Source organism: uncultured Nostoc sp., from assembly GCF_964245445.1.
GTDB lineage: Bacteria > Cyanobacteriota > Cyanobacteriia > Cyanobacteriales > Nostocaceae > Nostoc.
This window is the reverse complement of record NZ_CAXTNE010000090.1, coordinates 1-23,723: the sequence shown is the minus strand read 5'-3', so window position 1 is coordinate 23,723 and position 23,723 is coordinate 1. Positions and strand designations below refer to the sequence as shown.

19 protein-coding genes and 1 pseudogene are annotated in these 23,723 nt (G+C 41.4%); 5 read left to right on the top strand and 15 right to left on the bottom strand.

The genetic code is table 11. The features are described from left to right. The 6 genes from ACFE90_RS16725 to ACFE90_RS16700 form a co-directional block, all read right to left on the bottom strand. Nucleotides 1–1,614 (bottom strand): GAF domain-containing protein (locus ACFE90_RS16725; RefSeq protein WP_375502390.1); only part of this gene is annotated, 1,614 nt, incomplete at its 3' end. A 197-nt stretch (nt 1,615–1,811) separates the two neighbouring features. Then, nucleotides 1,812–2,306 (bottom strand): chemotaxis protein CheW, encoded by a 495-nt coding sequence (locus ACFE90_RS16720; protein WP_375502388.1) that lies wholly within the window; start codon nt 2,304–2,306, stop codon nt 1,812–1,814. Nucleotides 2,307–2,428: 122 nt separating this feature from the next. Next, nucleotides 2,429–2,791 carry a response regulator transcription factor gene (locus ACFE90_RS16715; protein ID WP_375502386.1) on the bottom strand — a complete coding sequence of 121 codons (363 nt, stop codon included), beginning with the start codon at nt 2,789–2,791 and terminating at the stop codon, nt 2,429–2,431. A 592-nt stretch (nt 2,792–3,383) separates the two neighbouring features. Then, nucleotides 3,384–4,586 carry a response regulator gene (locus ACFE90_RS16710; protein ID WP_375502384.1) on the bottom strand — a complete coding sequence of 401 codons (1,203 nt, stop codon included), beginning with the start codon at nt 4,584–4,586 and terminating at the stop codon, nt 3,384–3,386. A gap of 640 nt (nt 4,587–5,226) precedes the next feature. Beyond that, nucleotides 5,227–6,153 carry an N-acetylmuramic acid 6-phosphate etherase gene (murQ, locus tag ACFE90_RS16705; protein ID WP_375502382.1) on the bottom strand — a complete coding sequence of 309 codons (927 nt, stop codon included), beginning with the start codon at nt 6,151–6,153 and terminating at the stop codon, nt 5,227–5,229. A 95-nt stretch (nt 6,154–6,248) separates the two neighbouring features. Further along, nucleotides 6,249–6,677 carry a DUF3110 domain-containing protein gene (locus ACFE90_RS16700; RefSeq protein WP_375502380.1) on the bottom strand — a complete coding sequence of 143 codons (429 nt, stop codon included), beginning with the start codon at nt 6,675–6,677 and terminating at the stop codon, nt 6,249–6,251. Between the two features lie 265 nt (nt 6,678–6,942). Here ACFE90_RS16700 and ACFE90_RS16695 point away from each other — a divergent pair, with 265 nt between their 5' ends. After that, the gene (locus ACFE90_RS16695; RefSeq protein ID WP_375502378.1) at nt 6,943–12,714 is read left to right on the top strand and encodes a translocation/assembly module TamB domain-containing protein; all 5,772 of its coding nucleotides are present in this window, start codon (nt 6,943–6,945) and stop codon (nt 12,712–12,714) included. Nucleotides 12,715–13,047: 333 nt separating this feature from the next. Here ACFE90_RS16695 and ACFE90_RS16690 read toward each other — a convergent pair. The 3 genes and pseudogenes from ACFE90_RS16690 to ACFE90_RS16680 all read right to left on the bottom strand — a co-directional run bounded on the left by ACFE90_RS16690 (nt 13,048) and on the right by ACFE90_RS16680 (nt 15,032). After that, nucleotides 13,048–13,612, bottom strand: a pseudogene (locus ACFE90_RS16690) (transposase domain-containing protein). A 146-nt stretch (nt 13,613–13,758) separates the two neighbouring features. Then, nucleotides 13,759–13,944 carry a DUF2887 domain-containing protein gene (locus ACFE90_RS16685; protein ID WP_375502396.1) on the bottom strand — a complete coding sequence of 62 codons (186 nt, stop codon included), beginning with the start codon at nt 13,942–13,944 and terminating at the stop codon, nt 13,759–13,761. A 158-nt stretch (nt 13,945–14,102) separates the two neighbouring features. Continuing rightward, nucleotides 14,103–15,032: a carbohydrate ABC transporter permease gene (locus ACFE90_RS16680; protein WP_375502376.1), complete on the bottom strand. Its 930-nt coding sequence runs from the start codon at nt 15,030–15,032 to the stop codon at nt 14,103–14,105. 124 nt (nt 15,033–15,156) lie between these two features. Here ACFE90_RS16680 and ACFE90_RS16675 point away from each other — a divergent pair, with 124 nt between their 5' ends. Further along, a complete protein-coding gene (locus ACFE90_RS16675; protein WP_375502374.1) occupies nt 15,157–15,819 on the top strand; it encodes a GIY-YIG nuclease family protein in 663 nt (220 codons plus the stop codon). Nucleotides 15,820–16,078: 259 nt separating this feature from the next. After that, on the top strand, nt 16,079–17,281 hold the full coding sequence (locus ACFE90_RS16670) for a hypothetical protein (protein ID WP_375502372.1): 1,203 nt from the start codon (nt 16,079–16,081) through the stop codon (nt 17,279–17,281). Nucleotides 17,282–17,338: 57 nt separating this feature from the next. Here the strand turns inward: ACFE90_RS16670 and ACFE90_RS16665 are convergent, their stop codons facing one another. From ACFE90_RS16665 to ACFE90_RS16655, 3 genes are all read right to left on the bottom strand, one after another. Next, nucleotides 17,339–18,118: an ABC transporter ATP-binding protein gene (locus ACFE90_RS16665; protein ID WP_375502370.1), complete on the bottom strand. Its 780-nt coding sequence runs from the start codon at nt 18,116–18,118 to the stop codon at nt 17,339–17,341. Nucleotides 18,119–18,303: 185 nt separating this feature from the next. Further along, nucleotides 18,304–19,146: a methyltransferase domain-containing protein gene (locus tag ACFE90_RS16660; RefSeq protein WP_375502368.1), complete on the bottom strand. Its 843-nt coding sequence runs from the start codon at nt 19,144–19,146 to the stop codon at nt 18,304–18,306. Between the two features lie 153 nt (nt 19,147–19,299). After that, nucleotides 19,300–19,677 (bottom strand): hypothetical protein, encoded by a 378-nt coding sequence (locus ACFE90_RS16655; protein ID WP_375502366.1) that lies wholly within the window; start codon nt 19,675–19,677, stop codon nt 19,300–19,302. A 124-nt stretch (nt 19,678–19,801) separates the two neighbouring features. Between ACFE90_RS16655 and ACFE90_RS16650 the strand changes: the two genes are divergently transcribed. Beyond that, nucleotides 19,802–19,996 (top strand): hypothetical protein, encoded by a 195-nt coding sequence (locus ACFE90_RS16650; RefSeq protein WP_099098922.1) that lies wholly within the window; start codon nt 19,802–19,804, stop codon nt 19,994–19,996. A gap of 212 nt (nt 19,997–20,208) precedes the next feature. Here ACFE90_RS16650 and ACFE90_RS16645 read toward each other — a convergent pair whose 3' ends face one another. Together ACFE90_RS16645 and queA are read right to left on the bottom strand one after the other, a co-directional pair. Beyond that, nucleotides 20,209–21,315 (bottom strand): tetratricopeptide repeat protein, encoded by a 1,107-nt coding sequence (locus tag ACFE90_RS16645; protein WP_375502364.1) that lies wholly within the window; start codon nt 21,313–21,315, stop codon nt 20,209–20,211. Between the two features lie 137 nt (nt 21,316–21,452). Then, nucleotides 21,453–22,616 carry a tRNA preQ1(34) S-adenosylmethionine ribosyltransferase-isomerase QueA gene (queA, locus tag ACFE90_RS16640; RefSeq protein ID WP_375502362.1) on the bottom strand — a complete coding sequence of 388 codons (1,164 nt, stop codon included), beginning with the start codon at nt 22,614–22,616 and terminating at the stop codon, nt 21,453–21,455. A gap of 272 nt (nt 22,617–22,888) precedes the next feature. Here queA and ACFE90_RS16635 point away from each other — a divergent pair, with 272 nt between their 5' ends. Next, the gene (locus ACFE90_RS16635; RefSeq protein WP_375502360.1) at nt 22,889–23,278 is read left to right on the top strand and encodes a hypothetical protein; all 390 of its coding nucleotides are present in this window, start codon (nt 22,889–22,891) and stop codon (nt 23,276–23,278) included. Between the two features lie 70 nt (nt 23,279–23,348). Here ACFE90_RS16635 and ACFE90_RS16630 read toward each other — a convergent pair. Further along, nucleotides 23,349–23,723: YraN family protein (locus tag ACFE90_RS16630; protein WP_375502358.1), on the bottom strand; the 375-nt coding region annotated here is incomplete at its 5' end.

Sequence of the window (23,723 nt, the reverse complement as noted above, 5' to 3'; positions counted from 1 at the left end):
AGAATTTTGATAAGCTGCCAGCAAACCCCACAATTTATCCCCGAAGAATATAGGAACAATTATGTAAGCTTTGGCTTCAAACTGCTCTAAAATCTCAAGATGGCAAGGAGCAAGCCCTACTTGATAGATGTCATTAACAACAAAGTTTTCGCCTCTGACATACCTACCTCCCTTAGTTTCTTGCAAGTAGGTATCGTCCAAAACGGTTTTAATATTAGGGCCTACCAGTTTTGTCCAGCCAGTACCCACAGACTCAGCCACAAATTCGCCACCCCAGTCAGGGTTAAAACGATAGACTGCGACGCGATCGCATCGTAGTGATTGGCGCACTTCTTGAGTGGTTCTTTTGAAGACGCTATCTACATCTAAAGATTGTCGGATGCGACCTACTATCTTAGTAAAAGCTTTTTCTTGTTCAACTATTTGGGCTAGTTGCTCAGATTTCTTATGCATCTGTTCTAGATATTCGCCTTGTGAGATAGCCACACCAAATTGCAATCCAATTTGGGTTACAAAGCTTTCTTCCCAAGGTTGCCAATCACGAGGCCCAGAATTTTGATAAGCTGCTAGCAAGCCCCATAATTTCTCTCCAGCAAATATGGGCACAATGATGTAAGCCTTCATTTCATACTGCTCTAAAATATCAATGTGGCATTGAGCGTGACCCATTTTATAGATGTCTTTGGCCACAAAGCTTTCACCCTTGGCATAACGTCCTCCTTGGGTGTCTTGCAAGTGGCTATCTTCCCACACCATATAAAAATCAGGGCTGACCATTTTTACCCAGCCATTACCCACTGATTCTGCGATAAACTCGCCACTCCAGTCAGGTTTGAAACGATAAACGGCGACGCGATCGCATTTTAGTAATTGCCGTACTTCTTGAGTGGTTGTTTGAAAAAGCTTATCGACATTTGATGCCCGCAAAATTTTGTCAATTACTTTAGCTACAGATTTTTTTGCTAGTATGCGCTGTTGTTCTTCTCTTTTGAATTCAAAACTCTGCAATTTGTATATCAGTTCTGTTGTAATTTGAGATAATAGGCCAATTTCTACTTCTTGCCACTGCCGTGTTGATAAGCAATTATTTACTACCAGTAATCCCCATACTTTACCTTCTACTACAATCGGTAAACTCAAACTAGCTTTTATTTGAAATTTATCTAATAGTTGCTTTTGATAAGGGGTAAGTTGAATCTGAGTGATATCGTCAATAACTACAGGTTCTATATAGTCTTGATTGGTATATAAACCAAAAATAATTCCGGGAATCTTTTCGCCTAAAGTTGGTGTCCAACCTAGTGTTCTTGATTCTGCTAAAACATTACCTGAATCAAAAGAAGTAAACTGATAAATTAAGGCGCGATCGCAGCCAATTTTTTCTCTAATCTGCGCTACAGTAATTTTGAGTAGTGTATCAAGGTCTGGCGCTTGGCGCATGTGAGTTGCGATGTCTTGCAACTGTCGCCGCCAAGTTTTGAATTCCTGAGCGATCGCGTTTAATAAGGATATTTCATTGCTAGCAATATTTGTTATATTAGCGCTCCCATTTAGATTTTCTACTTCAGAGATTAAATCCTGCTTTTCATGGCTATTGTTATACAAAAATGTCATTATATTGACCTCAAGATTTGTTAGAGTAATAATTGATTATTAGTCAGTTAAGAATGAACTAGTACTGCAAGGCGGAAGTCAAAAGTCCAAAAGCTTTAACTTTAGCATTTTTAGCTGTAATAAAATGCTAAGTTTATTTCCGCCGACTTGTATTAGTATTTGGCTAAGAAAGATTAGGAATTGTTAAAACAATATGCCTAATCAACACGAGCAACTGTTGAATTATGAATTTTCCACATGGGAGCTTGGATAATTGTTATGGCATCTAAATTAAAAATCATATCCTCAGAATCATTAATAAAGTATCCCTGTAAAAAAGGTGAGATTTTAGGATAAAATAATTCGCTATTTGGGGGTTTCATTAGTTGAGTATCTAGCCATTCAATATCTATCAGTTGTCGCACCAATAGCCCCAAATATTTACCCTTGTTTTCGAGAACAATCACCATCATTTTTGAAAGTAAATTTGCTCCTTGCGAAATTGGAGGATAACCTAGCATTGCCTCTAAATCTACTAGCCAAAGCATCTCACCGCGCCAGTTATAGATACCCAAGATGCTACTAGGCATTTGAGGAACGCCACATATTTCTGGTAATGATATTTGCAAAACTTCTGTGATGTGTTGTAACGAAATTATCGCTGTATCCCTTACTCCCAAATTAAAACTTAAAAACTTTTCCTTAGTTTCCAAAATTATTTTCCTTTGTGCTTGATTATTGATCTCTAGCCACTATTTGCAGTATTATTTTATTTTGTATAGGTTCTAAATTAGAAATAGAGACTTCTAGTTGTTTGTGGATTTATCAAATTTTGCTAGCTAATTAATCGTTTTAAAACTACCACTAGTTCCTCTCGATCAATCGGTTTTGATAAATAACCATCAGCGCCCAACATATTACCCCAAATTTTATCTACATCACTATTTTTTGTAGAGCAAAAAACTACAGGTATTTTGCTAGTACTGGGATTGTTTTTCAACTCTCGGCAAATTTCAAAGCCACTTTTACCTGGTAAAATTACGTCGAGAAATATTAGGTCTGGCTTATTTTTATCTATTTTGTCTTGAGCTTCTTCACTGCTTGTGGCACTAATCACAGAATAACCTGCCTGTTGCAAGTAACGGCTGATTATTTCCATATCTGTTAAGCCATCTTCAACAACTAAAACAGTATTCATGGTAATTACCCTTTAAAAGTTTTTAAGGATGTAAACAAATTAGACATACAAATCCTAAATTATATGTGAACAAAGACATCCAAGGGACTAGATAGTAGTACAGTTTGGCTGAATATAAACTTACCATTTCAAAACAGCCAGAAAACCCAAAATTAAAGTATACGTGAATTTTGACTCCGCCTTACAGTACTAGCTTTTAACCCATTGTCATAAAGAATATTTCACAACTCAAATAGGACTGTTATAAATACAAAAATTTGTATTTGTCTAATTTTGATTCAATCTTTATATTTTAACCTCCGAAAAAGTACGTAATGAACATAATTTAATATATGTTTTAGTTATGTAATAAACTTCGATTTTATATAAAAAAATAGGTGGATTTAAGAGCGCCACCTACTTGTATCTTATGAATTTGGACTTCTTATTTATCACCCCAGTAATTTTATGTTTTCTGGGGTGGAAAAGTTTATCTGTTGTAAAATCTTTTGTGATGGCTATTGTTAATCAATAGACTCATGCTAAAGAATGAAATTTTAAAAGTAATCAGATTAGTTGATAATTAATTATCAATAAAAATTATTAATTCTCCCTACTTACAAACTTCTAAATTAGCTTGACTCTTGTCGATGGATATACTCGGCGTAGGTAAATATTTACGTACTATACTCATTACCTTGTCAGGCACTACAGGTTTAGCTATAAAATCTGTAGAACCGACTACCTTAGCACGAACTCTATCTAAAAGACCATCACTACCTGTTAATATAATTACTGGTGTATTGGCGAAAGCAGATATTCGTCGCAACTGAGTACAAATTTCGTAACCACTGGCGACTGGCATAATCAAATCCAAGAAAATCAGGTCTGGTTTATCCTGAATGAGGGTTGGGAGAGCTTGTACAGCATCTTGAATTTTGATAAACCTTAGTCCATTGGAAGTGATAATATCCTCCAGCATTTTACAGACCAGAGGGCTATCATCTACGCAGGCTACTAGTGGAGCAATTGATTTCTTTGGTTGTGCGATGATAGGCTTATTGTTGTCCTCCATCACTACTAAGGGCATGTCAGGTATTTCCACCAATTCGATGATTCCTTTAAGGATATAGGGAAGCAATGAACGGGTGAGTGGCAGTACACTTTGCTTCATTTTCACGGCTAAATCTCGCAGAGTTAATTTGCCGTTGATTAAATTTACAAAGTTTTTGTAGACAGATGGACTTACCATCTGCTGAAGTTGTTCTGGTCGGCGTAGAATTGGTGCCAAGTCAGGAGAAAAATTTGCTAAACCTGCTTCTGACCAAATTTTCCACGAGTCTTGCATGTGCTTTACAGCCATTTCTGCACTCGTGAAGCTCATTGGTGCTTCTAAGATAACTTCTTGGCTGCGATTGCAACTTATAGAAGCAAAATTTCCTTGCATAGCTAGGTCAAATAATAATTCTGCTATGGTGTTTTCGGCAATAGACTGAATCTGTTCTCTCTGAATTTTCTGTTTTTTATGAAATATTTCTATAAGGCGATAATCCCAATAATCTATTGCTACGTCTTGCAAACGTAACTGCAATTTATCAACATCAATCTGGGGACAATTTTGAGCCATCTGTCTACGCCAACGGCGGAAAGGATGAGTTCCACCTGTTGCCCAAACTATCCGCCCCAGCCGATAATAAAAAGTCAATTGGCTGCCTTTAGAACTTTTAATATTTAATTTGCCATTGTATTGCAGCTGAGTATAAGTTTTAAATTCATTAACTAGGTTATTTGAAAAAATAAGTTCGGAGTGGGTCATACTTTGTTCCTTATAGTAAAAAGCCAGCTATTGAAAAACCCACACTGATACCGCAAGTCAAAACTCAAAAAGATTTATTTTTTTGTGCTTTCTGGCTGTTGGGAATGGTAGGTTTATTTCCACCGACCTGTACTAGCTATATAGTGGTCAGCAGATAGGTCAATAACTGCCAATACATTTCGTATGTAGCAGTCTAAATCAAGTTTATTAAAATCAAGGAATATAGGATCATAGCAAAAATATTACTAGTAAAAAAGTCATATAGCACAGAGTTGATTATCGGTAAATTTTATGACTCAAATAAGTTGCTATAGGCCACATCATTAAGAAAAATGCATTCAGTATTTATATATTTAATTTTAATAATTTCCATACGTAATTATATCCGTAGAATTTCTGAATTTTTGTTTAAAAACATTGACAGTCTCTTTCTATATTTTACTTATTTAGATTGGCAACATATCTTAAAAATAAATATTTTTAAGATATATTTATGAATATTTATTATTTGTAGAGAGATACGAAATTGAACTGGGCAACTCTTGGAGAGGCTACGCCAACGCTAATGCGTCTTTCTACACACCTGAAATTACCACTAATCATCTTTAAGTGTATCAATTATTTATTTAAGAGAACTTATTTAAGGTTTGTTGTGGTTTTGATAGCTGATAACAGCTGCCCTAAGATTACTTTGGTGTTCTGAAAGAAGCCGATCGCCTTCGTCTTTTTCCAAACCAGTCCAGTGCATTAATAGCGCTAGCTTAACCCATTTCCCACTGCGTTCTAATAAAAAACCAGCTGCTTCCCGACTTAAACCTGTGAAGTCTTGCAAAATTCGCAAAGCGCGATCGCGTAACTTTTGATTTGTTACTGCCACATCTACCATCCGATTACCGTAAACTTTGCCTAGTTTAACCATCACCCCAGTAGAAAGGATATTTAAAGCTAACTTCGTGACTGTACCAGCTTTCAGGCGAGTTGAGCCAGCGATTATTTCTGGCCCTGTCAATAAGCGAATGTCAATATCAGCATCACAGTTAACTTGTTCTGCGGGAACACAGGCGATAAAAATAGTCTTGGCTCCTCGCTGACGAGCAGCATGAAGCGCACCGTGGACATAAGGCGTTGTCCCACCTGCGGTAATGCCAACTACGACATCTAGCTGGGTAATTTGTCGCCCAGCGATCGCAGCCTCTCCATCTTCGATGCTATCTTCTAAATCCTCCGAACTGCGTACCAGTGCGCCAGCACCACCAGCAATAATCCCCTGTACCAACTCTGGCGGTGTACAAAAAGTAGGTGGACACTCAGCAGCATCTAACACTCCTAACCTGCCACTTGTGCCCGCACCAATATAAAATAAGCGTCCTCCGTGGCGCAAACGCTCTGCGGTGCTATCAATTGCTTGTGCCAATTGAATTTTCGCCGCCGCAACCGCCTCGACTGCCTTCTGGTCTTCGCTATTAAACAGCTCCACCAATTCCAGAGAACTGAGCTGGTCTAAGTTAAGACTGTTAGGATTTACCAGCTCGGTTAAAAGATGCCCACGTTCCTGCAAGTTTGTCATTTGTTTTTTGTCCTTTGTCCTTTGTCCGTTGTCATTAGTCAGTTAGCGACCAATGACCAGTGACCAATGACCAATGACCAATGACTAATGACTAATTACAACAATCCTTCCAATTTGCGACGCATCTTCTCTAGTTCAGAATCAGATAATTCTGGTTCTTCTAGTGGCTGTTGATTGAGAGGGAAGGTGTCTTCAACAGTATCCTCCTTCTGGGCATCTTCTTGCCAGTCGGTTTTTTCGACGTTAAGTTCTGGGGGAGTTACAACTAAATTGCTGTTTTCTGGGATGATTTCCCATTCATATCCAGCACTTTCGCAAAATTCCTTGATTTCCTCAGCATCGATTGGCTCTGGTGTAGGTGAGAGAAAATCCTGAGCTTCTAACATCAGGGCAAAGCGGGTGGCGTCGTCTTCTGACTCGAACATCAGAATTTTGTTGCGATCGCCTTCCCGAATGGTATGAATTCCCTCATTTTCCGTTCGAGCATTAAAAATTAACACAAAAACACGCATTGGTGTAATCATCTGTCTTTTTTAAGGTCTATCCATATTAAAGTTCTACGTTGTGCCTCAGCGAAAGTCACAGGAACAATTTTCACTCTATTGAGATCAGATTTACCTGAAAACGCCAATATTATGAAGCATAAGTATTGGAGCAAGCAAATACCGTAACTCAACCAATGAGGTCTTGGGTTTAGTTGGCGTATCCTGGAAATGGCATACTGAATCAGCGTCTCAGTTAATGCTTGTGTGTGCCAGCGACATCTGGCAATTAATACTGTGAAAGCAAATGAATAAATCTCCCAATCAAGATATTCTCTCCCCGTGCCCTATCCGCAAGCGTCTATGGTTGCTGGTGTTGAGTCGGGGTAGCATTGCTTTGGGCGGACTTTTGCTGTTAGGAGTTATTGTCGGTATTTGTCGGTTGTGGACTTTTGTCCAAACAGAGTTAACGCCGTTGGCACAACAAAGTCTCACTACTACACTCAACCGTCCGGTAAAACTGGGAAAAGTCACACAATTTTCGTTAACGGGAGTGCAATTTGGAGCTTCAGCTATCCCAGCGACATCCACAGATCCAGATCGGGCCACAGTAGAAGCTGTAGAGGTGGGTTTTGACCCTTTACAACTAATCTTTAACCGTCACCTAAAGCTAGATGTTACCTTAGTCAACCCAGATATTTACATTGAACAGGATAAACAAGGGCGCTGGGTTTCCACTAATATAGCGCCGTCGCGTGAAGGCGCCGCGATTAAAACCGATTTGGACAAGCTGCGGTTTCGCAATGCCAAGCTGGCCTTGATGCCGCAGAAGAAGGCAGGGGGAGCAGGGGAAGAAGCAAGGGAGCTCTTAGCTGGGAGCAGGGGAGAAGAGTTTTCCCCTCTGCCCTCCTCACCCCGCCCCTCTGCCTCATCTCCTTTATCTCCTGTGGGATTTTCTCAAATCAATGGTTCTGCACAACTTTTAGCAAATAACCAGTTGATCAGGTTTGATGTGGGGGGTCAAGCAGACAGTGGTGGCAGTATTTCTATTCAGGGAGAGACGCGTTCTAGGGTGCTAGCAGGAAACTTTCAAGTGCGAGCGCAAAACTTCCTGGCTGCGAATATTTATCGGTTAATTAAGTTACCAGTGAGCTTACAGGCGGGTCGAGCCAATGGCGACTTGTTAGTTAGGTTAACACCAGGACAACGAACTTTATTGTATGGCAGCGCTGCTGTGCAAGGCGTAACAGTTCAAGTGCCCAAAGTGCCACAACTGTTGAGCAATAGCCAAGGAAATCTCCGCTTCCAGGGAACGGAGTTGCAGTTAAACAATGTTACTACCAACTACGGCAAAATTCCCGTAGTGGCTACGGGAATCATCGACAATCAAGCAGGCTTTAAGTTGGCAGGGCGTGTAAATGCGGTGAGTTTGGCTAATGCCCAAGAGACTCTCAAGGTAAAACTACCTGTGCCGATCGCTGGACAAGTACAAGCTTCTTTGCAGATTACCGGATCAACTAAAGAGCCAATTCTCTCAGGTACAGTTGCCACGATCCAAACTGCTCGGATTGACAAAGTTGATTTTAATAGCATCAGTAGTAAGTTTGAACTTGCTACTAGTTCCTCTTTAATTACCCTGAAAGATATTCAAGGTAAAGCTAAAGTTGGTGGTGATATCATGGGGGCTGGTACAATTCAACTTGGTAAAACACCGCGAGTGGATTTAAATTTCGCCGCCAAGAATGTCCCAGGGGATGCGATCGCAAAAGTTTATGAAACAACACCCAACTTTCAAATCGGCAATGTCTCAGGTACAGCCCAACTAACTGGCGCTCCCACCAATGTCCAAACTGCGGTACAATTCCAGGCTCCTAACGGAACTTACCCTGGAACTGGTGAAGTTGCAATCGCTCCAAATCGCAATGTCTCTTTCCGCAATGTGGCTCTGAATGTAAGTGGTGGTACTGTCCGGGCAACTGGTAGTTACGCCAATCAGCGTTGGCAAGCTGTGGCTGTTGCCTCTGGGGTCAAGTTGGAACCCTTTGTAGACAAAAGTCAACTGCAAAATGTCTCTTTGGCAGAAGCACAGTTTAATGGTCGTCTCCTTCTCTCAGGCAGCACAGCACCATTTAAAATTGCCACAATTCGCACTGATGGTGGAGGAGTTCAAATTGGTGGTGGCACGGTTGCAGTTTCTAATGTCCAACTGCAAGACCAAAGCTTCTCTGCTCAACTTGTAGCTAATGGTGTGCGATTGGGACAAATATTGAAACAGTCTCCCCCAGCTTTAAATAACCCATTGGCGGGTACGTTCCAAATCGCAGGCAACAGAGATAATTTCAACCTGAAAACCCTCCGTGGCAGTGGCGAAGGTCGTCTTGCTATTGGTGGTGGTACGGTTACAGCCTCTAATATTCAAGTAGCGAATGGTTTATATCAGGCGCAAGTTCAAGCAAATAATGTTCCTGTGCAACAGTTGGCAACACTACCAAAGCAGTTCCAAGGAGCGTTAACTGGTCAGTTCAACGTCGCGGGTTCTGTTGATTCTTTTAAGCTGCAAACTATTCAAGCCAACGGTCAAGCGCAGATAAATGTTGCGCGTGGGATTATTACAGCCTCTAATATCCAATTGGCTAATGGTGCATATCAGGCGCAAGTTCAAGCAAATAATGTTCCGTTGCAACAGCTAGCAGCAGTACCACCGCAGTTTCGAGGGACGTTAACTGGTCAAGCAAACGTGGCGGGTTCTGTTGAGTCCTTCCAACCGCAAACTATCCAAGCTAGTGGTCAGGGACGGGTGAATCTTGCGGGTGGAACGATCGCAGCTTCTAATATCCAATTGGCTAATGGTCGCTATCAAGCTGTAGTTAATGCTGATGGTGTGGAATTAAATCGGTTAAATCAGCAATTGCGGGGTCAGTTTGGCGGTCAGTTGCAATTAGCTGGCACGTTTGGATCATCCAAATTAGCTGATGTACGTGCTGCTGGACAAGTGCAATTATCCCAAGGTCTCCCTGGTTTTGAGCGACCTTTGAGTGCTGCGATCGCTTGGAGTGGTGAAAGGCTTACCATTGAACGAGCAACTGCTCCCGGTTTAAATGTTACTGGTAACATATTAGCCAATGCAAGAAAGGCAGGTATACCGGAAATTACTGCATTAAATCTCAATGTCCAAGCCCAGAATTACAACTTAAAACAGTTACCGATCAATCTTCCTAATCAGGTTGCTGTGGCGGGAAGAGTAGATTTTAATGGACAAATAACTGGTAAGCTGCCCTTGCCAAATGTGGTAGGGCAAATTAATTTACGAGACTTGGTTGTTCAAAATATTGCTTTTGAGCCGTTGTTAGCTGGAAACATCGATTCAGCACAAGGACGCGGTTTAAATTTGAACTTGGCAGGAAATCGCGTAGACCCAAAGGGGCTTCTCGGCAGAGATCGCCTAGCCTTCAATTTAGATGCCAATAATCGCCCGAAATCCTTCTTAGTAAAATGGCAGCAAGCATCAGCTACAGGTAATGTTCAAGGGAATGATTGGACGCTCAAAGTTGCAAATTTTCCCTTACAAATATTGAATTTGACTCCGCCAGCAATTACTCGACTGGGTACTGGTAAGATAGCTGGGTTGTTAACTGGAGATTTGCTATTTAATCAGCAGACATTGGCAGCAACAGGAAATTTAGCGATCGCTAATCCGCAAATTGGCCGGCTTCGCGGCGATCGAATAGCTGCTCAATTTCGCTACAGTGATGGTAAAGGCACACTTACCAGTAGCGAATTTGTCAAAGGCAAAAGTAGCTACGCCCTTGTCGGTAGTTTTGCTCAAAGCCCTAAAGGCCCTCAACTACAAGGTAAACTGAACGTCAACCAGGGAGAGATCCAAGATGTTCTAACTGTAGCGCAGATATTTGATTTACAAAACTTGCCAGGTGGTTCAGCAGAAATCTACGGCACAGCAGAGGATCTAACCACTACTCCCCAAGGAGCACCAAATCAACCATTATTAACCCAAATCCAACGGTTTTCTGAAATTGAAGCTTTGGTCGCAGAACAGAAAGAACAGCGACTTAATTCCACTCCCATACCAGATTTGGCAGACTTAAAAGGAACTTTCAACGGGGAAGTGGCTGTAAATACAGCTACAGCCAATGGATTATCAGTGGATTTTAATTTGAATGGACAAGACTTTGCCTGGGGTAAAAAAGAAGAACGAAATCGTTATTATACTGCCGAAAAAGTGATTGCTGAAGGCAACTTTGAAAATGGTGTTTTGAGTTTGCGACCTTTACGGCTTGAATCTGCAAACAGGTTGATTGCCTTCACGGGTAACGTTGGTGGTGATGAACAATCTGGCCAGTTGCGGGTGAATAATTTGCCAGTACAAGTACTGAATAATTTTGTCAAACTACCAGTTGGAATCAGAGGTAATCTTAACGGTACAGCAGCTTTAGCAGGCAGCATTGCTAATCCCCAAGCTAGAGGAGAATTGCAAATTACAGAAGGATTATTGAATCAGAACAAAATAGAGTCAGCGATCGCAAGTTTCAGCTATGCCAACGGACGCTTAAACTTTGGTAGTACGGTAGCAGTTGCTGGGCCAAAACCTGTTGATATTACTGGTAGCATCCCTTATAAATTGCCTTTTGCTTCTGTCGCACCAGACAGCGATCAAATCAGTTTAGACATGAAGTTAGAAAACGAGGGATTGGCACTGTTAAACGCATTGACTAAGCAAGTGGTATTTGAGAAAGGTGGAGGAGAAGTAGACCTCAAAGTACGCGGAACATTGCAAAAACCCGAAGTAGATGGAATTGCTACTATTAATAATGCTACTTTTTCAGCCCAGGCCTTGCCAGGTAAACTGAGACGTGTTACAGGTAGAGTGCTGTTTAATTTTGACACCATTTTAGTAGAAAATCTTCAGGGTAGATTTAGCCGTGGCAAGGTAGAAGCTACTGGAGAAATACCCATTTTCAACAATGACAACACTATCAATAATCCCCTGACTGTTAATCTCGACCGGCTGGCGTTAACTCTAAAGGGACTTTACCTGGGAGGTGCTAGCGGCAATTTACAGATTACTGGTTCTGCCCTTAACCCAGTAATTGGCGGTAAAGTAAATTTATTTGATGGTCAGGTATTGCTGGCAGAATCTACCAGCACCGCTTCATCTGCAAATGGTAGTTTTGGTGTATCACCCACCAAAGCCAATAAGCAGAAAAAATCTGAAATTGAAAATGGGACGGGAAATGCGATTGCTAGATTTAATAATCTAGATTTAGAACTCGGTAAAAACGTCCAAATTACCCGTCCCCCTATTCTCAGTTTCCGCGCAACTGGTAATCTCATAGTTAACGGCTCAATCAATCAGCCAATACCCGATGGTACTATCCGATTAGAACAAGGTGGGGTGAATTTATTCACTACCCAATTTAACCTTGCTCGTGGCTATACACACACCGCAACCTTTAGTTCCTCTCAACCCCGTGATCCCAACTTAGATATTCGGCTATATGCCAAGGTACTGGACGTAACGCAAAGTAATGACTTCAGCCGGGTAAATACCACAGGTTTATCAGCCTTAGAGAGTGTTCGAGTCGAAGCCAGTATCAACGGTCTAGCCAGCAAACTGAATGAAAATCTAGAATTAACAAGTAGTCCCTCGCGTAGTCAAACCGAAATTGTGGCTCTTTTAGGAGGTGGGTTTGTAGACACTCAAGGACGAGGTGACAGTACTTTGGGTTTGATTAACATCGCAGGTTCGGCTGTGTTCAACAATTTTCAGTCAGCTTTTAACCAGATAGGGAGTACCTTCGGCTTAAGTGAACTGCGGATATTTCCTACCGTTATTTCTGAGAATCCCGAAGCTGGAAGGAGCAGTTCAACTTTGGAATTAGCAGCAGAAGCTGGGGTTGATATTTCTTCAAAAATCTCGGTTTCTAGCATCAAGATTTTGACAACAAATGACCCATTCCAATGGGGTGTTAATTACCGGATAAACGATGAGTTTCGCGTGCGTGCTTCCACGAACTTAACTGATGATAGTCGTGCAGTAGTGGAGTATCAAACGCGGTTTTAAAGAAATCTCTTTAATTTTAAATTATGAATTACTTCCTGTTCCCTGTTCTCCTTGCTTATCAATAGCTTGTCTTACCTGTTCAACATTCAATTCTAATGCTTGGACGATTTGCTCTATACTTAAACCAAACTTAAGTAGACAGGGTATAGTTCAATACAGTTCAGTTAAGGCTAGCAAGCTGATGAATGATATGAAATTTTGGAACTTCTACTCGTTGTCCAGTCCCTCTGTGTTGCGGTTTTTTAGAACGAAATTTTGATACAGGTTTTTTCACAACTCTAGGATTAATACGGTGAACACGTTCAGATAACAACGTATCTAAAATCTCGACAATTAACCAATCGAAAAAAAGGGAAATTCTTCTGGCTGTAAGTCTTGGAACTTAGGAATAGCACGGGCGTTTAACCCGTAATGTACCTGTAAAACTCAAGCGTAATGGTGGAACACCAGCAGTAGTTGCAGCTTGAAACATTAACACTCGTACTGACCAATGACCTAACAGCCAACCATAAATTTCTTGCACTACTTCTGGTGGCTTTTGAGAACGAACATGAGTTTTACGCCCTAATCGATTACTACTACTCGTAATCCATTCAAAAATGCTCCTAATGTTTCATCTGTTGCTATTGGTTTTACTAGTTAATGAAATAATTGACTCATCACCCTAGCTCCCAATCTTTGTCGAGCTTGTGTAATTGCTGATTTACAAGGGAAGGAGCCAATATTTCCCAACCTTTACCCATGCCTCAGAAAGGCCATCAATCAAATTCTTCAGTACATCTCGCATCGAGTCTTTTGACCACAGACTCATTGCAATTACAAGGCTTACCACCAATTGTGCTGGTAATGAGCGTTTGCGTTCTTCTTGAGTTTCAGTCTTAGCGGTAAGCGAAGCCATGCCGTAGGCTTATCGCCTGTTCAATTGCTGTTGCTGGAATAGCCATTTCGATTGCTTTGAGCAAGTCAGCAGTTTGTATCTCAGGAGACACCAACGAAAAATCCCTCAGATGCACGACGCTTAATTTCCACTCTTGGGAACAATGTTTAATTTACATGACTTTGAGCCTTAACTGAACCGTATTGATTTATATACAGGAAAGCCTCTGTTATTATTCGCCAATAAATATCATCATTGCGCTGAAACTGTACCTCAATAAAATAGATTGGGTCTTTTAAGAACTCAGCTTTTGGTACGAATAAACCATCGATACGACGTGCTAGTTCTTTGATTTATACCGAGGTAAATTGGTAGTGCAACGCCAGAGCTTGAGATTGTTCTAAAAGTTCAAATAAAACACCTTAAATAGTTTGTAATAAAGTATAAAAAATCGTGTTTGTTTTCATGCACTTTGGATGTGTAAATATTTTAATATATTTATAAGTAAATATTAGATGGTGATATTATCGCCCCCCTCTTGATTGATAACTAATCGCAAAATTGATAATCCTAAAATTATCAAAAATAGCACTAAACCAATTGTGCAAGCATAGCTGATTTCCAAGTTACCAAAAGCTTGCTCATATAGATAATAAACAATCGTTTTTGAGCTACTGAGTGGGCCTCCTTGGGTCATAATGTATACTTCTTCAAAAACTTTAGTGGCAGAAATAGCCGAAATCACCGCCACTAGTGCTAAATACGGCTTCATCAAAGGTATGGTAATATCCCAATGTTTGCTGATACCATCCGAACCATCGATCGCAGCAGCTTCGTAAACATCAGCAGGAATTGATTGCAACCCCGCTAAATAAATCACCATGTAGTAGCCTAGTCCCTTCCACACGGTGACAGCCATGACGCTGGCAAGAGAAATTGGTACAATACCAAAAATTTTTTCTGGGCTAGTTAGCCAAGGAATACCTTCTGGAAAAAGACCCAAAGCTTTCAAAAACTGATTCAGTAATCCGTTTTCTGCATACAGCCATTTCCAAGCTATTCCCGCAACCACCATTGAAATTACCACTGGGGTGTAGTATGCCGATCTAAACCAATTCATCCCCCGCAGTTTCTGATTTACCAATATTGCCAGCACTAGGGGAGCAATTACTAAAATTGGGACTACACCCACAAGATATAAAAAAGTGTTTTCCAAGGTTTTCCAAAAAACTGCATCCTTCCAAAGCTTGAGGAAGTTGGCAAAACCTATCCATTGTGGCGGCTGGGCAATATCTTCGTAGCTGGTAAAGCTGAGGTAAAACGCTTGCAGTGCAGGCCAAAAGACTGTTAACGCCAAAAGAACTAAGGCGGGTAGTAAAAATAAATAAGGGGTCAGTCGCTGTTTGATGAATATCCAATTTTTAGGTGTTAATTGATTCATATAAGGTCTAATACTTGTTTTCGGTTTGTCAGCAGCAATTTGGGGATGTGAGTAGATTTAAGCTTCAATATTCTAAAGGGATATATTTGCGTAACGCTAATTAATAACTCGGAGATAAACTGCGATGGAAACTCAACACAACCCGCCAATTGAACATCAAAATGTCCCCATAAACCACCGTGGACTGCATGAATTTTTGTATAGTTCTGACGACGAACACACCGCCACTGAGGTGAGTATAACTCCTGAACTGGCAAACGATGGTACTGAAATCATTAACCTTGAGGCTTGGAGTGCATCTGCTCAGAACGCTAAAATTGCAGGTGTTTACGCAGTATTAGACGCAGAACGCAGTACGCAGTACATTGGCTATTCTCGGAATGTGTTGCTTTCCCTAAATGGTCATCTTCGCCAAAATGGTAAGCAAAAGTGTGCTTTTGTACGTGTGCAAGCGTTCAAGTTCCCCAAGCGTCAAGAAATGGAAGATTTGCGAGATGCGTGGATAGCAGAACTCGAAAGTACACCACCTGGTAATGCAACTGATGGCGATATGTGGGCTAGCACGGTAGGCGAAGCTGCAAAGGCGGTAATGTCAGAGCCGGAACGTCAAGCTTATGAGGAGAAAAAGCTAAAACTGCGGAAAGCAATGGCTGACACAACCCTCTCTAAAGAGTTAGAAACAATAGATGCGAGTATAGCCGAACGTCAGCGTCAACTTGAAGCTGCTGTGACAAATGATGACTGGAGTGTAATTATTGACGCACAGACACAAGAAACCAAGTCTTAGGTCAATACGATTTAGTTAAGTCTAAAACTCTTTATAAAATGTCAATTTTTTTAACTAACCGCAGAGGCGCAAAGGGCACAGAGAGAAGAAAGAAATGCTTAACTGAAAAGTATTTAGTCTTAAGTGTCAATTAAATTAGTTGTCTGTGTTGACAAAGTAGTGCCCATGCGGGGCGCACAGATAGATGTACGCCCCCACCACGTATTTCAACCAAGCGACTAAGGAGTTTAAAGTGAGTGTATTGTCAGGGAGGTTTTAAATGTCTCTAAGTATCACAGACGTGTTTGATGCGAATTTCTATAGTGGTGCTAATCCAGACTTAGCAATAGCAGGTTTAACCACAGATACCCAACTTCTTTCCCACTTCCAGACATTTGGTCTAAATGAAGGTCGCTCCTTTTCACCACTGATTAATTTGAATTTCTACCGGGCTAGCAATTCTGATCTTGCAAACCTCAACAATAGCCAATTGTTAGATCATTTGCAAAATAATGGGGTGGCTGAGGGACGTAGTTTCTCTCCACTTGTTGACCTTAACTACTATCGGATTAACAACAGCGATATTGCTAGCTTGAACAATGAGCAACTCTTTAATCATCTGAAAAACAATGGGATTGCTGAAGGTCGCTACTTTTCTCCAATTTTCAATTTGGGATTATATAAAAACAATCTTGGATTGTATAGAGATTTAAACCCTGATCTTGCTTCTTTAAATAACTCTCAACTGTTGAACCACTTTGAAATCTATGGTTTAAATGAAGGGCGTCAGTTTTCACCATATATTGACTTCAACTACTATCGAGCTAATAACAGTGACTTAGCTAATTTTAGTAATAGCCAGTTGTTAGAGCATTTTGAAATTTTTGGTCTGAATGAAGGGCGTAAAAGTTCACCCTTTTTTGATGTTGGTTACTATAAAGCAAACAACCCTGACTTAGCTTCTTTAAATGGCATTCAGTTGCTGGAACACTTTAATTCTTATGGGCAGTATGAAGGACGCCCTGGTGCTAGCGACTACGCTGGAAACACATTAAGCACTGCTCGCCAACTCCCTGTCAGCTCAAATTTAACTTATGTATTTGATTCCGTTGGTTCATCTGATTCTAGTGACTACTATCGGCTTGATTTAGAGAAAGCTAGTACAGTGTCTATAGAGAACTTTAGCTATTCTAGAAGCGTACTTGAGCAAATACTGGATAGTCAAGGTCAGGTTATAAAATCTAGAAACTCTCGTGCGCTCGATAAACCTATTATTACAAACTCGTCTTCTACAAATATACCCATTACTGATGGTTTAAATCTTAATCAGACCGATCCTTTAGCGCTTACCAGATCTGATGTAGATCGACTACTTGAATTACTCAGGGCATCTCGAACTCCATTAGATCCAGGTACTTACTACATACGGATTGAACCGCAAGCAGGTAACACTAATTACTCTTTCTATATTTCTACTACATAAGGTAAGCGAATTAAGAAAAAGTCGGATTCTTTTAACAACATGATAGCAATTAAGTGATCATGACACAGCAGAAATGGCACAAACTTGTAAACCAACGGGTGTCTGAATAATCACAGATTCCACACCAAATACTTGGGCGATCGCATTTGGTGTCAGAACTTCTTCAGGTGTACCAACTTCCCAAATATGACCCTGTTTTAATAATGCAATCCGGGAACTATACCGTGCTGCTAAATTCAGTTCGTGTAGAACTGTGATAATAGTTAATCCCTGCTGTTGATTCAGTTCTTTAAGCAGTTCTAATAGTTGCAATTGATAGTTTATATCTAAAAAAGTTGTAGGTTCATCTAATAGTAAAACTTTTGGTTCTTGCGCTAGTGCTAGAGCTAAAAAAGCCCGTTGCCTTTCACCACCTGAGAGATGTTCGACTAAGCGAGCGCTAAATTTTTCTAATTGCGTCTTTTCAATTGCAGCTTCCACTTTGACCCAATCTTCGGCGGTTAATTCCCATTGCCACCAAGGTTGATGTGGCGTGCGTCCTAAGCTGACTAATTGTCGCACACTTAAGCCAACGGGAACCGTTTGTTGTTGCGGTAACAATGCCAGTTTCTGTGCAACTAGATTTGGGGGTTGAGAGTGAATTGCTTTGCCATCAAGTAGCACTGTTCCCTGCTGTGGGGAGAGAATACGACTCAGCAATTTGAGTAAAGTAGATTTACCTGAGCCATTAGCACCAACTAAACTCAACCATTCTCCTGTTTGCAGAGTGAGATTAATGTTTTGAACAATCGGTACTAATGTGTAACCGCCTGTGAGGTTTTGCAGTTCGAGTGGCATTTGCTGAAATTCAAAAATGAGAAACTTAATTTTATAGTGAGTTGATTATTTAGAACGGTTTTCACTCTGTCCCCAATCCATTGGGCGACTTTATCAGGAGACACCCCTTCACTAGTTGCCCAGGTAGCAAAGGTGTGATGTGTGTTATAGGCTTTAAGGGAGTAGGGCAAGCGTGCGTCCTTTCTTTATTTATTACCGCACAATAAGCCAAACCGAATTAACCCACGCTGATAACCGCGACGCATTAATCCCAGTGATAATGCCCCTTGGATGGTAGTCCAACCAGCATTTAGTAAACCCCAAAACGCTTGGGGAGTGAATGCGGAATCAATCACCACATTCCAAAAGGAGGCGACGGCGGTTGACCAATCGGCGGTGCGGATATTATCTAATGGTAGTTGATGTGCGATCGCTTCGTACTCTGGCAAAGAAATCACATAAGGCAAACAATACACGCGATAAATATCCTGCAAATGCTTTTCCTCATCCGCCGTTAGTGGCGACTCATCAGTTGGCCGATGACACCAAGTCACCATAATTAACTTGCCACCAGGCTTCAATACTCGGTAGCATTCCTGGAGAAACTTGGTTTTATCTGGCATGTGTTCACCGCTTTCCAGCGACCAAACCAAGTCAAAAGAATCATCAGCAAAGGGCATTGCTTGAGCATTTGCGACTTGGAACTGTGTTCTCAGACTCAAATTAGCTTCCATTGCGCGTTCCGTTGCTCTGGCAGCTTGCACAGGACTCAGTGTAATCCCTGTAGCCTTAGCATTAAACTTTTGTGCAAGGTATAAAGAACTGCCGCCAATGCCACAACCCACATCTAGGATATTGTCTGCGGTTTGTACCCCTGCCCAATTTAGCAGTTCTTCGATTAAATCAATTTGAGCCTGACGGCGGTCTTTTTTCTGAGTACCATCAGCGCCGTAATAGCCGTGGTGCATGTGTTCACCCCAAATCTGTTCCCACAGCCCGGAGGAAGCATCGTAGAACTGCTGAATTTGCTGGTAAAGTGTTGCGCTCATGTTCTAAGTTCTTGAAGTCTTACTTGAAGAAGTTTAGAAGATATCTCTCTGTTTAGTGATTGATATTAATTTTTCTTTCTAAAGTATCAAAATAGAAGTATAAAAAAACTCCCCTCTAGAATGAAGGGAGTTAGCTGAAAAAATTAATGAATTTTATTGACTCAGCAACCCAATAGCCATCTCAAGATACATTTTCGCCTTGTGCAAGGCTAGTAGCTTCTCTTGAGTGTACCTATCCGGGTAATTCATGATTCTCCCTTCCATCGTGATTTTGATAAGCGCTGCTTGCTCATCAGTAGGTGCATTCATCTCATCTATAGCGTTACTTAGCGCTTGCATGAAAGCAAAGGTAGGAGGCTTTAATCCCTTCCCTGCTTCAAACTGGGATAACGCCATACGAGGGAATACCATCAACGATGTAATCCATGAAGTCTTGTACCCTTTATTCCCAGTTGGTTTGATGCCGTAGCGTAAGCATAAGTCACGAAGTTCTTTGATGGTCTTTATTTCGAGTTCCGAACGTGTAAACATAGAGTAACCATTCCTTAAAAGTGGTATCGGTGGGTAACAAGTTTCTCAGGCTTCTGTACCCATCGAATAAACAATCTAATGTTTCGCTTCCAAAAGATTCAAGCTATGTTTACATCTCTCAATAATGCCTAATCCTAAAGGAACTCCTGAAAATTTAAAGCCAATTAAGTCAGAAAGAGAGGAGCCGCTTACCGAGAAGATGAACTTACGCATGACAAAATCCATGAAAGAGGAAGTACAGCAACAAGACAATCCTCCTGAATTCTGTAGAGAAGCTATTCAAAAAGCACTGGATGAAAAGAAAGGAAGGCAACAGTAAATAGTATTCAGATTAGTAAAACTGATTGATAAAATTCTTTTACGCAAACAGGCGGTTATTGAGTCGCAAGTCGGAAGTACAGTACCTAATTTTGTTCAAAAATCAAATAAAAATACTATATCAAGGAAAAGAAAAGCGCCAGTCGTCAGAATTCAGCATCAATTCTGGCGACTGGCGGATGACTTCTTCTTTTATTCCTAACTCTGAGTTTTTTATTGTCCAGGACTTGTTGAAGTAGGCTGGAATTCAATTGAGGCAGGCACATTGCCAGGGTTAGCTGGAGTTTCTGGTTGATTTGGCGTTTGTCGTTTAAGTCTTTGTACTAAATTACTTGTAGTAGTTGTCTGAGAAGGAGTAGCTGTTTGACTGGCTTGAGGCTGCTGTTGCCCACTTTTCTGGACAATTTGCTGCATTAGCTGCTCAATTTTTTCAGCTTGTTCAATGTTCCCTTGCTGACGATACTGGTTATGGGCATGGTTCAAGACTCTACTAGCTTTCTTGATCTCGCCCTGATTATATAAAGTGACTCCCAAGTTATAGTAAGCTGAGGCATTTTTCGGATTTAGGCGAATAGCTTGCCGATAAACAGAAATAGCCTCAGAAGCTTGACCATGAGTTGCTAGCAAATTTGCCATATTGTTATAGGCTATGGCATTTTTAGGATCTAGCTGCAAGGCTTGACGATAACTGGCGATCGCAGGCTCTATTTGACCTTGTTGTTGCAAGGCGATCGCTAAGTTCAAATAAGCGTTGGCGTTGCTGCTATCTAGATTAATTGCTTTTTGATATGCTGCGATCGCATCCTCAAGCTGCCCTTGTTCATACAGCGCCAAACCTAAATTATACAACGCTGCTACCCTTGTGGAATCTATCACAAGACTCTGGCGATAAGCTATAATCGCTGCCTCTTTTTCTCCTTGTCGATGCAACACTAACCCTAAGTTGTAATAAGCTTCGCTAAAATTGGGATTAACTTTAATCGCCTCTGCATATTCTTGTAAAGCTACATCCAGGCGATTTTGCTGCATAAATATATTACCCAGAAAATTCCATGCTGCTGCAAGACTTGGATCTTGCTGCACCGCTTGGCGAAAAGCATATTCCGCACCCTCTAAGTCTTGGCGATTATAGTGCGTGACTCCTTGCTGAAAAAAGCTCGCGGCTTCGAGATTTTGAGAAACTGCGGTTTCCGCTAACAGCTTGCTTTCTGGAAAATTAGTAATTGTCGGTGCAGCTAAGACCAAAAACGCAGAACAGCCACAGAATGTCACCCCGCAAAATAAATGTAACCACTGATAAAATAGGGATTTTTCTGACATAAATCGCAGACCTATACTTATTTATTCGCTCCTCATAAGTCAGAATACCCACCGCGAAAGAAAAAATTCCAAATTTCCAAATTTTGAGTCGCACCTTTGGTACGCTTAGAGCGCAACTTCGATTTTGAATTGACTCCCTACTCCCTACTCCCCACTCCCACAGCTGACGGCAAAATTAGCATTGCATCGCCGAATGAATAAAAGCGATATCCAAAAGCGATTGCTTCGTTGTATATATTCAATAACCGTTGTCTGCCAATTAGCGCACTTACCAACATCAGCAAACTCGAACGCGGCAGGTGAAAATTAGTAATTAAACCATCCACCACCCGCCATTGGTAGCCGGGATAAATAAACAGGTCTGTTTTGCCGCAAAATGGTTGTAAATTCCCAGATTGAGCCGCCCCTTCTAAGGCTCGTACTGCCGTTGTTCCTACAGCAATAATTCGACCACCAGCTGCTTTAGTGGCGCGGATTTGCTCTACTGTAGCGGCGGGGACTTCAATCCATTCTTCGTGCATCTGGTGGGTAGTTACATCCTCCACTTCCACAGGGCGAAATGTACCTACACCAACGTGCAGCGTTATAAAAGCTTGATGGATATTGCGATCGCGCAACTTTTGTAATAATTCTGGGGTAAAATGTAACCCTGCTGTAGGAGCTGCGATCGCTCCTGGTTGTTTGGCATAAACTGTCTGATACTGATCATCAGCAGCTGACGAGGTAGTGATATACGGTGGTAGCGGGACTTCACCAAATACCTCTAACAGTTGCACCAAAGATTTCCCATCTGGCACATCAAATTGCAACAAACGCCCCCCGGTTGCTGCGTCTGTTTCTAGAACCGTAGCCGTGAGTTCGGGACTCTTTACTGGGTAGGAATCTTCCGAATCCCCAATCCCTAATTGCCTGACATCAAAAATAATCTTCGTTCCCTGTTTGAAGCTTTTTCCTGGCTTAACTAAAGCTAACCAACAGTTGTACTGCCGTTCTTCTAAAAGCAACACCTGGATTTTACCACCAGTGGATTTATGACCATAAAGCCGCGCTGGAATGACTCTTGTATTGTTCATGACCAACAAATCACCAGAGCGCAGCAGTGCAGGCAAATCGTGGAAAATGTGGTGCAAGGGTGCTGTTTCGATGCCTGTAGTCAAAGAATCAACTACGAGTAACCGTGAGCTATCTCTAGGAACTGCTGGGTTTTGGGCAATGAATTCTGGAGGTAGTTCGTAGTCATAGCCAGCTACCGAGCAATCTAATTCAAAATCTTTTTCTTGTGGGCGAGAAGTATCTTTCAAATTGGCTTCTACTAGTTTTTAGTTTATTTAGTATTTATACTCTCTTAAAAAAGCTTGTTTGAGCTTTCCCTTCTAAAGGAACTTTAAGGGATCTTCGTTCAGTTTCATTACTTGACTATAAGATGGGTACTATTAGGTAACACGGAAAAATTAACATAAAAATTGGGTAAACCTCCCCATCTAAAAAGGGGGGCTTTTACCCTACCGGGAATAGGCAATGATTGACGAATATATATATGTAGGATTGGCTTTGATCCCAAGCACCAACAAACATGGAATACTTGTACTATCTGGCGAATGCCAGTCTAACCCTGAGGGTCGTTCAACACCTGCACACTAGACCCCAGACACCAGTTTCTTTCGTCACCGTAATTCATCAAATTGATGGCTGGGTGGTTAGGATCAAACTCAAAGGTCAAGTTTCGCCCCAAGAAGATGGCGACTTTCGGGCTTTTCTAAATGAATTAGGAATTAGCTACGAACCGCCAATGAGGGTGCAGATGGCACTTTGGAGTTTGGAAGCCGGACAGTGCCCTGTGGACGTGATGCGTCGCTATCAGGTTGCGATCGTCTCTCATGGTAGTCCAGAGAGAGATGAAATCGAGGCGTTCCGGCAACAGTTTGTCCGGGGCTTAGGCTACTGTCCAGAAACTTTGGCGTGAAACTATTTGGTTTTAACGCCACTACAAAATTATTGGTCATTGGTAATCAAAATATTTTATCGATGACCGATTAACCATTATCAATTGAAGAGTCGAAAGCTGCCAGAATGTATTCTTGCAGCTTAAACTTGTATCCGGCGGCTGATGAAGTAGCTAGAGCTTCCTGGCTTGCTGTAACCGCAGTCAGATTTTCTGATATCCTTTGGCAGTAGACAATAGCAACATCAAATCGACAAGAATAATCTGCCTTCTCAGGGCACTGGGCTAAAAACATTCCAGCTGTCCGCGAGATTTTTGCTTGCTTTTGTGGGGTGATTGCGCTTCTTCCCCCTGCATCCCAACTACCTGAACTGCGGGTTTTGACTTCCACAAATGCCAATATTGAGTGCTGAGTTTTGAGTTCTCCTACTGCTTTTCTGCTCTTTTGCTCCCCTGCTTCCCCTGC

Excerpts from the sequence above, each read along its gene's own strand:
- ACFE90_RS16650 (WP_099098922.1), top strand. The coding sequence starts at position 19,802 with ATGCCTAATCCTAAAGGAACTCCTGAAAATTTAAAGCCAATTAAGTCA.
- ACFE90_RS16695 (WP_375502378.1), top strand. The coding sequence starts at position 6,943 with ATGAATAAATCTCCCAATCAAGATATTCTCTCCCCGTGCCCTATCCGC.
- ACFE90_RS16710 (WP_375502384.1), bottom strand. The coding sequence starts at position 4,586 with ATGACCCACTCCGAACTTATTTTTTCAAATAACCTAGTTAATGAATTT.
- ACFE90_RS16655 (WP_375502366.1), bottom strand. The coding sequence starts at position 19,677 with ATGTTTACACGTTCGGAACTCGAAATAAAGACCATCAAAGAACTTCGT.
- ACFE90_RS16670 (WP_375502372.1), top strand. The coding sequence starts at position 16,079 with ATGTCTCTAAGTATCACAGACGTGTTTGATGCGAATTTCTATAGTGGT.
- murQ (WP_375502382.1), bottom strand. The coding sequence starts at position 6,153 with ATGACAAACTTGCAGGAACGTGGGCATCTTTTAACCGAGCTGGTAAAT.
- ACFE90_RS16665 (WP_375502370.1), bottom strand. The coding sequence starts at position 18,118 with ATGCCACTCGAACTGCAAAACCTCACAGGCGGTTACACATTAGTACCG.
- ACFE90_RS16635 (WP_375502360.1), top strand. The coding sequence starts at position 22,889 with ATGGAATACTTGTACTATCTGGCGAATGCCAGTCTAACCCTGAGGGTC.
- ACFE90_RS16660 (WP_375502368.1), bottom strand. The coding sequence starts at position 19,146 with ATGAGCGCAACACTTTACCAGCAAATTCAGCAGTTCTACGATGCTTCC.
- ACFE90_RS16645 (WP_375502364.1), bottom strand. The coding sequence starts at position 21,315 with ATGTCAGAAAAATCCCTATTTTATCAGTGGTTACATTTATTTTGCGGG.
- ACFE90_RS16675 (WP_375502374.1), top strand. The coding sequence starts at position 15,157 with ATGGAAACTCAACACAACCCGCCAATTGAACATCAAAATGTCCCCATA.
- ACFE90_RS16700 (WP_375502380.1), bottom strand. The coding sequence starts at position 6,677 with ATGATTACACCAATGCGTGTTTTTGTGTTAATTTTTAATGCTCGAACG.
- ACFE90_RS16715 (WP_375502386.1), bottom strand. The coding sequence starts at position 2,791 with ATGAATACTGTTTTAGTTGTTGAAGATGGCTTAACAGATATGGAAATA.
- ACFE90_RS16680 (WP_375502376.1), bottom strand. The coding sequence starts at position 15,032 with ATGAATCAATTAACACCTAAAAATTGGATATTCATCAAACAGCGACTG.